The 15104-nt window shown below is 62.8% G+C and carries 7 protein-coding genes; 2 read left to right on the forward strand and 5 right to left on the reverse strand.

The features are described 5' to 3' along the window. Positions 1 to 25: 25 nt before the first annotated feature. Together NJC40_RS17475 and NJC40_RS17480 are read left to right on the forward strand one after the other, a co-directional pair. Positions 26 to 2866 carry a hypothetical protein gene (locus NJC40_RS17475; protein ID WP_253140447.1) on the forward strand — a complete coding sequence of 947 codons (2841 nt, stop codon included), beginning with the start codon at positions 26 to 28 and terminating at the stop codon, positions 2864 to 2866. Between the two features lie 67 nt (positions 2867 to 2933). Continuing rightward, a complete protein-coding gene (locus tag NJC40_RS17480; protein WP_253140448.1) occupies positions 2934 to 7586 on the forward strand; it encodes an RHS repeat domain-containing protein in 4653 nt (1550 codons plus the stop codon). A 65-nt stretch (positions 7587 to 7651) separates the two neighbouring features. Here the strand turns inward: NJC40_RS17480 and NJC40_RS17485 are convergent, their stop codons facing one another. From NJC40_RS17485 to NJC40_RS17505, 5 genes are all read right to left on the reverse strand, one after another. Continuing rightward, complete coding sequence (locus tag NJC40_RS17485; protein ID WP_253140449.1) at positions 7652 to 7906, reverse strand: helix-turn-helix domain-containing protein; 255 nt, start codon at positions 7904 to 7906, stop codon at positions 7652 to 7654. 139 nt (positions 7907 to 8045) lie between these two features. Then, positions 8046 to 8795: a uroporphyrinogen-III C-methyltransferase gene (gene cobA / locus NJC40_RS17490; RefSeq protein ID WP_045490210.1), complete on the reverse strand. Its 750-nt coding sequence runs from the start codon at positions 8793 to 8795 to the stop codon at positions 8046 to 8048. Positions 8796 to 8809: 14 nt separating this feature from the next. Next, positions 8810 to 11524 (reverse strand): nitrate reductase, encoded by a 2715-nt coding sequence (locus NJC40_RS17495; protein WP_253140450.1) that lies wholly within the window; start codon positions 11522 to 11524, stop codon positions 8810 to 8812. Continuing rightward, positions 11521 to 12738 carry an NAD(P)/FAD-dependent oxidoreductase gene (locus NJC40_RS17500; RefSeq protein WP_253140451.1) on the reverse strand — a complete coding sequence of 406 codons (1218 nt, stop codon included), beginning with the start codon at positions 12736 to 12738 and terminating at the stop codon, positions 11521 to 11523. The genes NJC40_RS17495 and NJC40_RS17500 overlap by 4 nt, the downstream gene beginning before the upstream one ends. A gap of 704 nt (positions 12739 to 13442) precedes the next feature. Next, positions 13443 to 15101, reverse strand: coding sequence for a bifunctional protein-serine/threonine kinase/phosphatase (locus NJC40_RS17505; RefSeq protein ID WP_253140452.1), 1659 nt, complete (start codon positions 15099 to 15101; stop codon positions 13443 to 13445). Positions 15102 to 15104: the final 3 nt, after the last annotated feature.

A 15104-nucleotide genomic window follows, 5' to 3' on the forward strand; every position in this document is an offset into this window, starting at 1 on the left:
CGCCACTTGATAGGAGAAATCAAAGATGAGCAACTCCAGGCAACAATTACTGGCCCGTATGCAGCAGGGCGAAACCACCCAGGGCTGGGGCGCGATTTCGGTGTTCGGAAGGGCTCGGCTCAACCGCCTGCTCGAGCAGCAGTTCGTGGCCGGTTTCGATGAATTCAGTTTCCTGCCGCCGTTCAGCATGGAGCAAATCTACCTCAGCGACGACCAGAGCGAGTGGATGCAATTGCACGCGGTGGTACTCAGCAAGCCGCTGCTGTCGTTCGAAACCGCCTCGCTCAACAACTCCAGCGCTACCCTGACCCTGGGCATCATGGCCGGTACGGTCACCACCTATTCCAAGCCCGTCGGCAAGCCCGTCACTCTGGTGTCCAGTTACACCCTGGCCGAGCAGCAGGGCTATAGCCTGATCATGAGCATCAACCTGTCGATGGTGGTCGGCCAGGTCGACCACCGCGGCCGGGTGACCCTCGACCTGCGTAACAGCCTGTCGTTCAAGTGCACCCTGGCCGAGCAGCTGCAGGCGCAGAACCGCATCGGTGAAGCCTTCGAGGGTTTTATCAAGGCGTTGCCACGCCACAAGCGGGTGTTCGAGCTGGGCACCCTGGACCTCAAGGGCTACAACCCCTTGACCCCCACCACCTTTTACGTGCGTACCCAGGCGGCGCCGGGGGCCAAGGATGCCAGGGCGGCGAACTACGGTGAAGGCGGGGTGCTGATTTTCATCGCCCTGCGCGGCAAGCCTTCACCTGGCTACTTTCCGGGTGAAGGCAGTGGCTTTCCGTACTTCATTCCGGATGACCGCGACGGCCAGGGCAATGATCAATATTCTGCGGCCCTGGTGCTGTCGCGGGACATGATCGAACATGTCGAGCAAGAGCGCCTCGATATCCTCAACAGCTTGCTGTTCCCTGGGGAAAACGTCTTCGTTGAAAGCTCGCGCCACGATCCCCATGACCTGATCGTGTTCGGCAATATTGACCCGGCCCTGACCAGCATCACCCTGGAGCCGTTGTTCAAGGTGCTGCAGGCCGGAAGCCGCCAGACATTCACCGTACGTCAGGCATCGCGCAGCCTTGATGCGGCCAGTGTGCAGTGGAGCGTGCGCAGCCTGAACACCTTGAACGCGGCCGGCAGCATCGCCAATGGTGCCTACACCGCCGTCGCGCCTCAGCAAATGGGGCGGCAAACCGTGCGCAATGTCGTGACTGCGGAGTATCGTGACCCGCAAACCGGTGAGCAGCGCCGGGCCAGTGCCCTGGTGTCAGTGGTGTTCGACGCGATCAGCCTGGCCCCGCAGGCCTCAATCCACTATGTGACGGGGGCCCCCAGGCCGATGCGCCTGGCGGCTGCCAGCCTGGGCGGTGGCGAGCTGTCCTGGACCCTGCTCGAACCTCGTTATGGCAGCCTCAGTGGCAGCGGTAACCAGGTGACCTACACGCCACCCACCGAGCTGTCGGGGGCCGAGGGCCTGGCTGTGCAGCGGATCGAGGTCAAGGACACCGGCAGCGGGCAGACAACCGAAGCCACGGTGTTGTTGCTGGCCTTTAACCAGTCACTGGCCGTCGATCCCCCGCATGTGAGCGGGGTGGGGCGCAGCGCCCAGGTGCAGCTGACTGCGCCGGCCAACATTCCGCCCGAGGCCTTGCGCTGGAGCATCGCCAGCGGCCCGGGCAGTGTGACCCCGCAAGGGCTGTTCAGTGCGCCGGCGCAATTGTCGGCGCCGACCAGCGTGGTGCGCTGCGAGGCGCTTAACAATGGCATCGTCTGGATGAGTGGCTACAGCATTATCAGCCTCAGCGACTTCGTCCAGGCGCAGTCGTGGCTGCGCCTGAAAAACTTCCAGCTCACCGCCGCCGCCAATCAGGTCCGCGCCACGGCCAACGGCTACCAGCAGATTGCCGTGGATGTGGAGATCGAAACCGAACCGGTCGACGGTGTCGACTATCCAGTGACCGAAGAAGAGCTGAGCAGCCTGACCCTCGTTCACCGTAACAGCGGCCAGGCGCTGGACTACCTGCCCCTGACCCAGGAAGGCATTGAAGGCGATGTGCATTACGACTGGGCGGTCAGTATCGAGGCCAATCGCTTCAACCGGCTCGACGCCATGGCAAGTGCTCAGGCTTTTGCCAGTTACCAGGTGCAGGGCGCCATTTCCCGGCGACAGGTGTTCGTGCACACCAGGGCCAGAGACCCGCAAGTGCTGCATGCCCGTTTCGCCGATGAGTGGGGTGGCGAGCACAACTCCAACAAGCACAGCAATCAGGTGCCCTACGTCATCGAGTTGGTGCCGGTGACCCCGCCGGCATTCGAAGCCCGTGACTATGCCTTTGCGCCCAGGCGGGTCGCCGGTGGCGGCAACACCCTGCCGCAGCAGGAAGACTATGACTATTTCCTGATCACCACCGACTACTGGTACCTGGAGTTCACTGGCAAGGATGGCAAGACCGTGCGCTTCATGCGCTGCGAGTTCGAAGCCAACCAGTCGCTGATTCAGTGGGAGAGCCGCCGGGTTAACGAAACCATGTTCAGCTACACCGGCTACCTCTTCAACGACGAGCAAAACCAGCAAGACCCGCGGCGGATGCTGTACGACGCGCGTCTGGCCAAGGTGATGCCCGGCAAGACCCTGGACTCCAGCATCATTGCCAGCGAAGAGGTGGGTGAAGGCCAGTTGCTGGTCAGTCTGTTTCGCACTGACGACGTGCGCTACATGGGGTCGGCCGACGCCAGTGCTCTGGAGCAGTCGCTAAAGGTCGACCTGCTGGACAAGAACGGCAACGCGCACCGGCTGGCCATTGCCTTTGCCCCGATGGAAGTCGCCGACAGTCGCAATACCCTGTTGCTTAGTGTTTTGTAACCCCATAAGGGCGCGGCCATGCAGTGGGGCCGCGTCATCGGCCATTGCTTTTGACCCGAGGTGCAGCATGACTGCCTCTACATCACTGCATTCCAATGCATTCAACTTCATGAGTTTCATCAATGGCGGCGTCGACCCACGTACCGGTTTGTACACGCTGTCGATCAGCCTGCCGGAGCTGCAAAGCGACGAGCTGGCCGGCCCTGCGCTGCCGCTGACGCTGGTCTTCAATCCGCTCAACAATCAGGACTCCGGCTACGGCCACGGCTGGAACCTGCAACTGTCGCAGTACCACCCGGCTTCGCAGATGCTCTCACTCAGCAGTGGCGAGAGTTTCAAAGTAACCGGGCACGCCAACGGTCAGATGCTGATGAAGGAGAAAAAGCTCGACAGCTTTCATGCTGCCGAACTGGTCGGCAATCAGTACCGCATCGCTCACAAGTCAGGCCAGCTGGAAATTCTGCAGGCCATGGGGGGCGACAGCCCGGCCTTGCCAGTGGAAATCCGCGCCGCCAACGGGCGTCGCATCAGCCTCAGCTACAGCTACTTCAATGGCCAGGCGCTGCTGGCCGAGGTGCGCGATAGCCAGCGCCGTTTGCTGACCCTGGAGCGCTCCGCCAGCGAGGTGGTGTTGACTCTGGACCCTGACCAGTCAGCCGCGAAATTCACCTTTACCTTGAGCGGTCACGATAACCGGGTGTCGCGTATTACCTTGCCCACTGCCGAGCAGGCCGGCTGGCGCCTGGGCTATCAGGAGCTTGATGGCCTGTTGCATGTGACCGAGGTCTGGACCCCTTCCGGCGCCCACGAGACCCTGCGCTACGATGACGCCGGGCATGCCTTCCCAGGCCAGAGCAGCCGCCCCAATCTGCGTCGGGTAACGCGGCACATCATTGACCCCAGTCCGGTCTCCGGGGCACCCCAGGCGCCACAGCAAAAACACCAGGCCACACGTCAGCCGCCCATCGAGGTGGGCTACAGCTATGGCACTGGCACGGTCAACCCGACGCATAACTTTCTGGGCCACAACGCCTCGGGCCTGGTGTGGGAGGACAACGGCCAGGACAACCTGTACAAGATCACTGGCAGCTACCTGTACGGCAGCAGCGAAGAGCTGCTGGAGGGCGGCCAGCCGGTACGCACCATCGAGCGCACCTTCAACCGCTTCCATCTGCTGACCGAGCAACTCACCACCCAAGGCCGCAAGGTCCGCCGCAGCGCCACGCGCTACCACGCAAGCGACGACCTGGACTTCGACGGGCAACCTGCCTTTTTCCAGTTGCCCGACACTGTGACCGAGAGCTGGTACGACCTCGACGACCCCAACCGGGCGCGCAGCGAAACGGTGAAAACCCGCTACGACGACTTTGGCAACCTGCTCGAAGAAATCAAAGCCAGTGGTATCACTGAAACCCGCAGCTGGTACCCGGCTGCCGGTGAGCCCGGCCAGTGCCCGGCCGACCCTGAAGGCTTCGTGCGCCAGTTGGCCAGCAGCACCGTGACCCCGGCCTCGTCCAGCCATGGCGAGGCCGCCCCGGTGCTGCGCCAGCGCTACCGTCATGAGGCCCTGCCGGCGGTGGGGGGGACTGGCCAGCCGTGGCTGGCGCAAACCGAAGAACGTCTGCTACAGGTGCACGGCAGCACTGAAACCTTGCTGCAAACCGGCGCCTCGCGCTATTACAACGCACCGACCGACAGCTTTAACCACGGCCGGTTGCTGCAACAGAGCGTCATCCTCAACGGCATCACCAACCTGACCGACTACAGCTACCGGGTCAGCACCGGCCGCGCCGGTGGCACGGTGTTGCACACCACCGAGACTCGCAGCAGCAGCCTGGATGCTGAGCGCAAGGTGATCGAGCTTGAGCAGTCGCTGGTCAATGGCCTGGCGCTGCTGACCCGTGACGACACCGACGTAGAAATTCGCTACCGCTACGATGCGCTGCAGCGGGTGCTGAGCGAGACCGTGGCGCCGGGCAGCGACTATCAAGCTGCCCGCCAGTACGCCTATGGGCTGGTGGCCGAAACCGGGCAGAGGGCCTGGCAGCAAGTCACGGATGTCAAAGGCGTGGCCGTGCGCAGCGAGCTTGATGGCTTGAGTCGAGTGGTTGCCGAACAGCGCCAGGATGCCGATGCCGACAATGCCTGGCGGCGTATCTATGCCGCGCAGTATGACCGCCGCGGGCAATTGAGCAGCGAGACCCTGTACGACTGGCTGGGTAGTGACGAGCGCACCCTGACCACCACCTTCACGTACGACGACTGGCAGCAGTCACTGAGCCAGACCGGCCCGGACGGCGTTGTGAGCTTCGAGCAGACCGACCAGGCCGCCAGCCCCAGCGGGCCGCTCAAACGCCAGTGGCGGCAGCGCTCGGCCAGCGACAACAGGCGCTATGAGTTGACCGAAACTCAGGTGAACCTGTTCGAAGAGCCTGATTATGTTCAGCGTGATACCCACGACGGGCAAAGCCTGGGCCGGCATCTTTACCACTACGACGGATTGGGGCGGCTGGCCGAAGAAATCGACGCGCTGAGCCATGTCACCGGCTACCGCTATGACGCTTTTGATCGCCAGCTTACGTTGATCCTGCCAGACCAGAACGAGGTGCGTCGGCGCTACGCCGCACACAGCCGCGCGGACTTGCCGGTGAGCATCGCCGTCAATGACGTGGAGCTGGGCCAGCAGGCATTCGACAGCCTGGAGCGCCGCTACCTGTTCACCGTCGGTGGCCGTGAGCAGTCGTACAGCTTCGAGCCGGGGCAAACCCGGCCCGCCGCAGTGTTGACCGCCAGCCGGCAGCGGATCGAATACCTGTATGTACCGGCGCTGGGTGAAGACCCGCTGGTGCGGCGTATTCCGGCCAGTAACGTCAACGCCAGCTACGAATATGACCCGCAAAACGCCCGGTTGCTCGATTGCACCGAACAAGGTCAAACGCTGAAGCGTACTTACTACAGCACCGGCGAACTCAAGAGTGAGCAGCGCATTGACGACACCGGCGAGTATCAGATGCAGTACCGCTACAGCCTGCAGGGCCTGCTGCTGGAATACATCGATGTACTGGGCCACACCCAGAGCCTCAGTTACGACGCCCATGCCCGCTTGCAGAGCACCGGCCTGGGCCAGACCACCGCGACCTTCAGCTACGACGATCTGGGCCGGCTGGCGCGCATCGATACCGTCGACGACCAGCAGCGTCTGGGCACCGGCCTGGGCTACGACGACCATGGCCGGGAGATCAGCCGTGAATTTGACCTCAATGGCGTGATCCAGACCCTGACCCAGGTGTATGACGACACCGACCAGCTCAAGCAGCGCACCCTCAAACAGGGCGATACACTGCTGCGTGACGAGATTTACGGCTACGACCGGCGCGGCCGGCTGACCAGTTACATCTGTGACGGCAGCCAGTGCCCGGTAGACCCCTACGGCAAAACCATTGCAACGCAAGGGTTTCGCTTCGATACGCTGGACAATCTGACCCTGGTACGCACCACCTTCGCAACCGGCAGTAACAACGCCGAGTATTACTATGATGGCGATGACCCGGTACAGCTGAGGCGCGTCACCAACAATCACGCCGATTATCCGGCGCAAATCCTGCTCAGCTACGACGACGACGGCAACCTGATCCGCGACGAACAGGGCCGTACCCTGAGCTACGATGCCCTCAACCGCTTGTTGCAGGTCAGCGGTCCTGCCGGTGACGGGCACTACCGCTATGATCCGCTGGACACGCTCAGTGCCCAGGATGACCAGCAGCGGTTTTACTGCGCCGGGCAACTGAGCACCGTCACCGATGGTCAGCAGGGGCAACACTGGTTATGGGGCGACGACAGGCTGCTGGCCCAGGCCGGGCAAGGGCCGCTGGCCACCGATACCGCCAACACCGTGCTGCAGGAAATCGACGCCAGCGGTGGGACCACCAGTGCCTACACCCCCTACGGCCACCGGAGCCTGCGCCCCCAGGCTGAAGGCGGGCCGGCGTTCAACGGACAGTACGCCGAGCCCGCCACAGGATGGCAACTGCTGGGTAATGGTTACCGGGCCTTCAACCCGGTGCTGATGCGCTTTCACAGCCCCGATAGCCTCAGCCCGTTTGCTCAGGGTGGGGTGAATGCGTATGCGTATTGCGAGGGCGACCCGGTGAATGCGAGTGATCCGACGGGGCATGGCAAAGGATTGCTAGGGCGCTTTTTTGCCTTTTTCAAACGTAAAGGCTCCAGTGCTGCCGGGATGGCGCAAGACAGTGGTGCACCACGATTAGTTGCCGTTGCAGGGGTAGCTGAGGTGCAGACATTACCGGGAAATCTGAAACAACATGGGAAGTACTTAAAGTCTCAACGGCAGCAGTTAAAGACAGATTTAAAATCCACTCAGAAGGAAATTAATAAACAAACCAAAGCCCATTTAAAGATAGATCCGTCGGGTGATATTGACGGCTTGCTTGCCAGAGAGTCGAGCATCGATGCTCTTAATTCACAGCACGCGAAGTTAAATCGGGAACTTCAAACAGTTCAGGGTAAGCTCAAGGCTGCCAAACCGAGTAAGCTGACCAGGCGCGAGGCTCTTGCGGCAGTGATGGATAAAGAACTGGGTAGATCGTCTTCAGGCCGGGCCGCTTATCAGGCTCGTGTCAGGACCCCGGCTGGCACTGTCGATTCACTCAAATCCATTCGCCAATCTGGGCAAATACATTACCTTGGCTCAAATCCGTAGCCATGGCATGCAGGGGCCTTTATTGAAGTGCCCCTGCGGCTTTTAAATGTGGGTCAACTGTTACCTTACCCCAACTCGACAATCCCCATTTCAATCGCCTTCACCAGTGCCGTCCGCATATTGCACACGCCGAACTTGCGGCGAATGTTGCCCTGATGAAAGTTGATCACCGCTTCGCTACGCCCCAGGATCCGGGCGATTTCCCAGGCGGTCTTGCCGCGTATCACCCAGTGCAGGGTCTCCAGTTCCTTGTGGGTCAGCCTGACGGGGAGGGGGGTGTCGCTAGCGCAGCCGTTTGGCGGTTGCTGATTACGGTTCATCGCAAGGTCCTCATCCATGGAAACCTGCGGCCCAGCATAGCGCTGATCATTGCATCTGAAACCTGACAGAAATGACACTGCCTGGTGTGCCAGCCGGTCCGCGGCGAAGGCGCTGGCGGGCGCGCTCGCCGCGCAGCAATCAGCCAGCCACAGCCTGCGCGAGCGGGCTCGCCGCGACCGATTGTGCCGCCGCCACTTCGCCAATCACCAGCACTGCCGGGCTTTGCAGGGCAAATGCCAATGCATCGCGCTGCATGTTGCCCAGGGTGCTGCGGCACTCGCGCTGGTGCGGCAATGAGGCGTTTTCGATCATCGCCACCGGCATGTCGGCACGCATGCCGCCGGCCAGCAACCCCGCGCAAATCCCGCTCAGGCGGGCCACGCCCATATACACCACCAGCGTGGTGCCGCCCTGCGCCAGCGCCTGCCAGTTCAACTCACTGTCATCCTGGGTATGCGCCGTCACCAGCGTTACGCCACGGCTGATGCCGCGCAGGGTCAGCGGGATATCGCATTGGGTGGCCCCGGCAAGGCCGGCGGTGATGCCGTTGACCAGCTCTGCTTCAACGCCGCGTTCACGCAGCCACTGCGCCTCTTCGCCGCCACGGCCAAAAATGCACGGGTCACCGCCCTTGAGCCGTACCACGCACTTGCCCTGCCGGGCATAGCGCAGCATCAGCCGGTGAATGAACGCCTGCGGCGTCGAGCGGCAGCCGCCACGCTTGCCGACCTTGATCACCCGGGCCGCCGGGCAGTGCTCGAGCACCGCCGGGTTGACCAGATCATCGATCATCACCACATCGGCGCAGCCCAGCGCCCGCACCGCCTTGAGGGTCAGCAATTCAGGATCGCCAGGGCCTGCGCCCACCAGCCAGACTTTTGCGCTCATCAGGTATTCCTCATTCAGGGTACGGCGACCAGATTGATCAGGCGTTTTATTTCCGGCACACAAGACCCGCATTGAGTCCCGCAGCCTAATTGTTGTTTGAGTTCATCGAGCCCCAGCCCGCGTTCGATCCCGGCGCTGATCGCGCTCTGGCTGACGTTCATGCAGTTACACAGAACCTTGTCGCGGTTCTGGAACGCGCTTTTGCCAGGCTCGCTGCTTAGCGGGGCGAGCATCCAGCGCCGCAGCGGCTGGTCGGCCCGGCCTTCGAGCCACAGGTTCTGCAGCCAGTGCTGAGCCAGGGTTTCGCCGGCCAGGCGCAGCGAGGTTATCCGGTTGTGCTCGATACGGACCCGTTTGCCGACGCCATGTTTGGGGTCGTCGTAGGCAATCACCGGGCCGTGGTCCAGGTTCAGCAGTTGATCGATCTGCGCCAGCAGCGCGGCATCTGGCGGCGCTGGATGCGCAGCGCGGATCACCAGCGCCGCACGCTCGCGGCCGATCAGGCTCAGGCTGGCGTAGCCGAACGCCTCACACAGCGGGCGCAGCGCCTGCAAATGGCGCTGCACGTCACCCTCGATCAGGGCGAACAAGCGCCACGGCAGGTTGGCTCGCTCCAGGCGCACGCCGGCGTGTTTCAGTTCCGGCTGTTTGGACAGCGGGTCATAGGCGGGCTGGGTCAACTGGTTGACGCCGCCTTTGAGGAACCGGTCGCCCCAGTGCATCGGCAGGTAGACGTGCCCGGCCCGCAGACTGTCGTCGGCGCTGATGGGCACCACCAGGCTGCCGCGCCGGCTATGCAGTTGCACCAGGTCGCCGTCCTGCAAGCGTTGGCGTTGCATGTCGTCGGGGTTGACGCTCAGTACCGCTTCACTGACATGGCCGAACAGCCGCGCTGCGGTGCCGGTGCGGCTCATGCCGTGCCAGTGATCGCGCAGCCGGCCGGTGTTGAGGGTCAGCGGAAACCGGGCGTCGCGGCGCTCGACCGGGGCTGCATAGGCGTCGCTGACAAAACGCGCCCGGCCTGTCGCGGTCGGGAATAGCCCATCGGCATACAGCCGCGCGGTGCCTGCCGTGGCACCCTCGGGAAATGGCCATTGCTGCGGCCCGAGCCGGTCGATCAGGTCGCGGCTGATGCCCGACTGGTCCAGATCGCGGCCACGGGTCAGTTGCTTGTATTCGTCAAACAGCGACTCGGGGGTCGGGAAGTCAAACAGCGGCGCACTGCCGGGCAGCAGCCGCGCTTGCAGACGGCGGGCGAAGTCGACAGTGATCGACCAGTCGGCCCGTGCTTCGCCTGGCGCGGCAATCGCTTTGCGCACGTTGGAGATGCGCCGTTCGGAGTTGGTCACCGTGCCTTGCTTCTCACCCCAACTGGCGGCCGGCAACAGCAGGTCGGCATAGTGTGCGGTTTCGGTGGTATGGAAAGCTTCCTGCAACACCACGAACGGGCAACTGGTGAGGGCCTGGCGAATCGCGGTCTGGTCCGGCATTGATTGCGCAGGATTAGTGCAGGCGATCCACAGCGCCTTGATTGTGCCGTTGCGCACCTGCTCGAACAGGTCCACCGCCGACAGCCCAGGGTTGGCCGGTAGCGCGTCGACGCCCCAGTACTCGGCGACTTCCCGGCGATGCTCGGGGTTGTCGGCTTCGCGGTGGCCTGGCAGCAGGTTGGACAGGCTGCCGGTCTCACGCCCGCCCATGGCGTTGGGCTGGCCGGTCAGCGAGAAGGGGCCGGCGCCGGGGCGGCCGATTTGCCCGGTGGCCAGATGCAGATTGATCAGCGCGCTGTTTTTGGCGCTGCCAGCAGTGGACTGATTAAGCCCCATGCACCACAGCGACAGGAACGCTGGCGCCTGGCCGATCAGCCGGGCGCAGCTGTGCAGGTCTTCGATGCTGATATCGCACAGGCGTGCCACCTGCTCAGGCGTGTAATCACGCACCAGGGCCTTGAGTTCGGCAAAGCCTTCGGTGTGCGCCTCGATATAGTCGCGGTCGATCTGCTCGTCCCAGATCAACAGGTGCAGGATGCCGTGAAACAGCGCCACGTCACTGCCACCCTGAATTGCCAGGTGCAGGTCGGCCAGTTCACAGGTGTCGGTGCGCCGTGGGTCGACGACGATGATCTTCATGTCCGGGCGCTGGCTTTTCGCTTGCTCCAGACGCCGGAACAGGATCGGGTGGGCGTAAGCCATGTTGCTGCCGACGATCAGCAGCGTGTCGGCCAGCTCGATGTCCTGATAGTTGCACGGCGGCGCATCGGCACCCAGGCTGCGTTTGTAGCCAACCACGGCCGACGACATGCACAGCCGCGAATTGCTGTCGATATTGTTGGTGCCGACCAGTGCGCGGGCCAGTTTGTTGAAGGCGTAATAGTCTTCGGTCAGCAGCTGCCCGGAAATGTAAAACGCCACGCTGTCCGGGCCGTACTCATGCAGGGTACGGGCAAACACCTGTGCGGCATGATCCAGTGCGCTGTCCCAGTCGGTGCGGCTGCGCGGCAAGCTTTTACCCAGGCGCAGCTCAGGGTACAGCGCCCGGGCCGACAGGTCGCCGGTCAGGTGCAGGCTCGAACCTTTGCTGCACAGCCGGCCGAAATTGGCCGGGTGCGCAGGATCGCCCGTTACACCGTAAATACGTTGGTCATCGTGCTCGATCAACACCCCGCAACCCACGCCGCAGTAACAGCAGGTCGAGGCGGTGGTGCGCACCGGCAGGCTGAGGTCGGTCATGGCTGCATCGCCTGTTCACCAAACATCAGGTGCTGACGGATCGACTCAATCCGGCTGTTGGTACGGATCTGCTCCATGTACCAACTGCCATCGCAGGTGTCGCCGTACAGGCAGGCACCGACCAGCATGTCGTCCTTGATCACCAGCTTTTTGTAGACCCCGCTGATCGGGTCTGAGTAGGTGATGCTTTCGGTGCCTTCACCACCGAGAAAGTCACCCACGGAAAACAGGTCGATGCCCGTCACCTTGAGCTTGGCTGAAGTCACCGAACCCTGATAACGGGCAAAACCCAGCTGGGCCAGATGATTGGCGCAGACCCTGGCCTGTTCGAACAACGGCGCGACCAGGCCGTAGGCGATGCCGCGGTGGCTGACGCATTCGCCGATGGCGTAAATGCGCGGGTCGAACGTCTGCAAGGTGTCATTGACCAGAATCCCGCGGTCACACGGCAGCCCGGCCTGTTCGGCAAGGGACGTTTCCGGGCGGATACCGGCGGCCATCACCACCAGATCGGCTGCCACCCGGCTGCCATCGGTGAAGCACACTTCACGAACCCGTCCCTGCTCGTCGCCCAGCAACTCGGCGGTGTGGGCGTTGAGGCAGAAGGTCAGGTTGCGTTGCTCCAGCGCTTTTTGCAGCAAGTCGCCGCTGGTCTTGTCCAGTTGCCGCTCCAGCAGGCTCTTGCCGTGGTGCACGACGGTCACCTGCATGCCGCGCATGGCCAGGCCATTGGCCGCTTCCAGGCCCAGCAGGCCGCCACCGATGATCACCGCGCGGCGATGGGTATTGGCAGTGTCGATCATCTGCTGAGTGTCGGCGATATCGCGGTAGCCGATCACCCCGTCCAGCTCGTTGCCAGGAATCGGCAGCCGGTAGGGCCGGGAGCCGGTGGCGATCAGCAACCGGTCATAAGCGGCTTCAGTGCCGTCGTCGGCAATCACCCGGCGCTTGACCCGGTCGATCTTCACCACCCGCCGGCCCAACAGCAGGTTGATGCCGTGACGGCTGTACCAGTCCAGGTCATTGAGCACGATGTCGGTGAAGTCCTGCTCGCCGGCCAGCACCGGTGACAGCATGATGCGGTTGTAATTGGGATGCGGCTCGGCGCCGAAGACCGTGATGTCATACAGCTCGTCACTGAGCTTGAGCAGTTCCTCAAGCGTCCGTACCCCGGCCATGCCATTACCGATCATCACCAGTTTGAGTTTTTTCATCGGGCCTCCGGGTTACCGCCTGAATGCGTATGAATCCATCGCAAACAAAAAAGCGCCCTCGCCAGTAGCCTGACGAGGACGCCTTTGTCCGCTCCCGTAAACCGGGAAATGCCGCCCTCGCCATTGAAGACCGCACGTAATGTGTGTGTTGTTCAGGTTAATGCAGGGGGCGTGCCATGTGTGCGTTGGCCGGTAAATCGGGGGCTTTCTGGAGTATTGGTCTATATGGCTGCACCGGCTTGAGGCGCTGTGCACGGATGCGGGGCGTCTTTGGATCTTTGAGTGCTCTCTGTTGGTTTCTGTGGTGTTCATCAGGCCGCCCTGTTTCGTCCTGGCGGACGACCCCCTTTGTTTCGCCGTTGCCGTTGATTTTGATCTTCGAACCGAGATGGCACAGACGACGCGAATCGCGACTTGGGCGCTGGCCGAGGGTAGGTGTCGATTCGGGGGAGAAACCGACAGGGAAGTCGGTTTCAGGTGCGCTGGGCAGGGATGCCCATCACGCCGGCCCCCGAATCGATGCCGGACGGAGGGAAGTTCGCCCGCAGGGCGGACCCAAGCCAGGAGCAATTGCCTTTGCCTACTTTGGGCAAAACCAAAGTAGGTCGCCCGTCGGGGCGAAACCCGCAGTCCAGACAACCGCGGCAATGATCTGTGTACAAAACGAAAGGCCTTCACGGCTGAAGCCGCGAAGGCCAAACCCCTCACCCATGCAACAGCACAATCGCCGCCACCAGATTGCCCAACAGCGACACCAGCGCCAGGGTCCGCCAGACCTTCAACGGCTCGCGCTCCAGCAACGGTCGGGGCCGTACCGTCATCACCTGCTGCTCACCCTGTTCCAGCTCCAGCAACCACTGCTCAGCCGTCTCATAACGCTGCTGCGGATCCGCCGCCAGTGCCTTGCCCAGATTGCGCTCCAGCCAATCCGGCACATCCGGCCGATACCGGCTGGCCGGCACCGGACTGGCAAAACGCGGCTGCTGAAACGCCTCCACCTCACCATAGGGATACTGCCCGGTCAGCAAGTAATACAGCGTCACCCCCACCGCATACAGATCCTGACGCGCTGAGGGCGCTGCGCCCTGAAACGCCTCCGGCGCCAGAAAACTCGGCGTGCCCGGCAACTCACCGGGCACCTGCGTGGACAGCCCCGGACAAAACGCCAGGCCGAAATCCAGCAGCCGCAACTCACCGTCATCATCGAGCAGCAGATTGTCCGGCTTGATATCCCGATGAATAATGTTGCGCCGGTGCAACAACCCGCTGGCGCGCAACAGCCGTAGCGCCAGATCCTGCCACTGGCCCAAGGGCAACGGGCCGGTCACGCTGAACAACTGCGCAAGCGTGCGCCCCGGATAACGGCGCATCAGGTAGTACAGATGCTGGCGCTGCGGTAATGGTGCCACTTCCGGGAAATGCCGACCGGCCACCCGCCGCAGGAACCACTCCTCCAGCAGCAGCGCCTGACCGGCACCGTCTTCGTCTGCGCGGCTGGCGGGCAGCGTCTTGAGCAACCAGGGCTGACCGTTTTCATCCAGCACCTGATAAAGCAGCGACTGCTGCGAACGGGCCACGAGCCTGTCGACCTGCCAGCCCTCGAACGACTGGCCAGGCTTGAGCTGCGGCGGCAGCGGCCATTGCTGCAACTGGCGCAAGGTGTCGCCAAGGTCGTCATGGCCCAGGCTGTCGACTTGAATCAGCAAAGCGCTGGCATTGTCCTGGCTGCCGGCCAGATGGGCACTGTTGACCAGCGCGGTGACGCACGCCTGCAATGGCTCTTGGTCGGCCAGGATCGAACGGATCCCGTTGTCGCCCAGCGTCGCCCACACGCCATCGCTGACCAGCAGCAGGCGCTCGCCCTCGCGCAGTTCGCCTTCCAGATAATCCATCACCAGGTACTGGTCCAGACCCAGCGCACGTTTGAGCACGTGGTTCATATCCGGCTGTTCCCAGACATGCTCTTCGCTGATGCGTTGCAGCGTCCCCGCGTGCCAGCGATAGACCCGGCAGTCGCCGACGTGGGCCAGGGTAAAGCGTCGGCCGCGCAACACCAGCGCGCTCAGTGTGGTCAGCAGGCCGTTGGCCAACAGCCAGCGGTTCTGCGCCAGCAGCAGACGGTCCAGCGATTGGGTGATGCCCCAAGTCTCCGGCGTTGAATAATAGTCCAGGGCCAGTGCCTGAAGCGTGGATTGAGCCGCCAGCGCACCATCGGCGCACTGGCTGACTCCGTCGGCCAAGGCAAACAAATGGCCCTTGCTGGCCGCCAGCGCCGGCACTGGCGTTACCAGGCGCAAAGCGTCCTGGTTTTCGCTGCGAGGGCCGCTGGCGCTGAACTGCGCACAACTCAATTGCAAGGGCATGGC

The organism is Pseudomonas sp. 21LCFQ02 (genome assembly GCF_024129895.2).
Classification (GTDB): domain Bacteria; phylum Pseudomonadota; class Gammaproteobacteria; order Pseudomonadales; family Pseudomonadaceae; genus Aquipseudomonas.

Excerpts from the sequence above, each read along its gene's own strand:
- NJC40_RS17495 (WP_253140450.1), bottom strand. The coding sequence starts at position 11,524 with ATGACCGACCTCAGCCTGCCGGTGCGCACCACCGCCTCGACCTGCTGT.
- NJC40_RS17485 (WP_253140449.1), bottom strand. The coding sequence starts at position 7,906 with ATGAACCGTAATCAGCAACCGCCAAACGGCTGCGCTAGCGACACCCCC.
- NJC40_RS17505 (WP_253140452.1), bottom strand. The coding sequence starts at position 15,101 with ATGCCCTTGCAATTGAGTTGTGCGCAGTTCAGCGCCAGCGGCCCTCGC.
- NJC40_RS17480 (WP_253140448.1), top strand. The coding sequence starts at position 2,934 with ATGACTGCCTCTACATCACTGCATTCCAATGCATTCAACTTCATGAGT.
- NJC40_RS17475 (WP_253140447.1), top strand. The coding sequence starts at position 26 with ATGAGCAACTCCAGGCAACAATTACTGGCCCGTATGCAGCAGGGCGAA.
- cobA (WP_045490210.1), bottom strand. The coding sequence starts at position 8,795 with ATGAGCGCAAAAGTCTGGCTGGTGGGCGCAGGCCCTGGCGATCCTGAA.
- NJC40_RS17500 (WP_253140451.1), bottom strand. The coding sequence starts at position 12,738 with ATGAAAAAACTCAAACTGGTGATGATCGGTAATGGCATGGCCGGGGTA.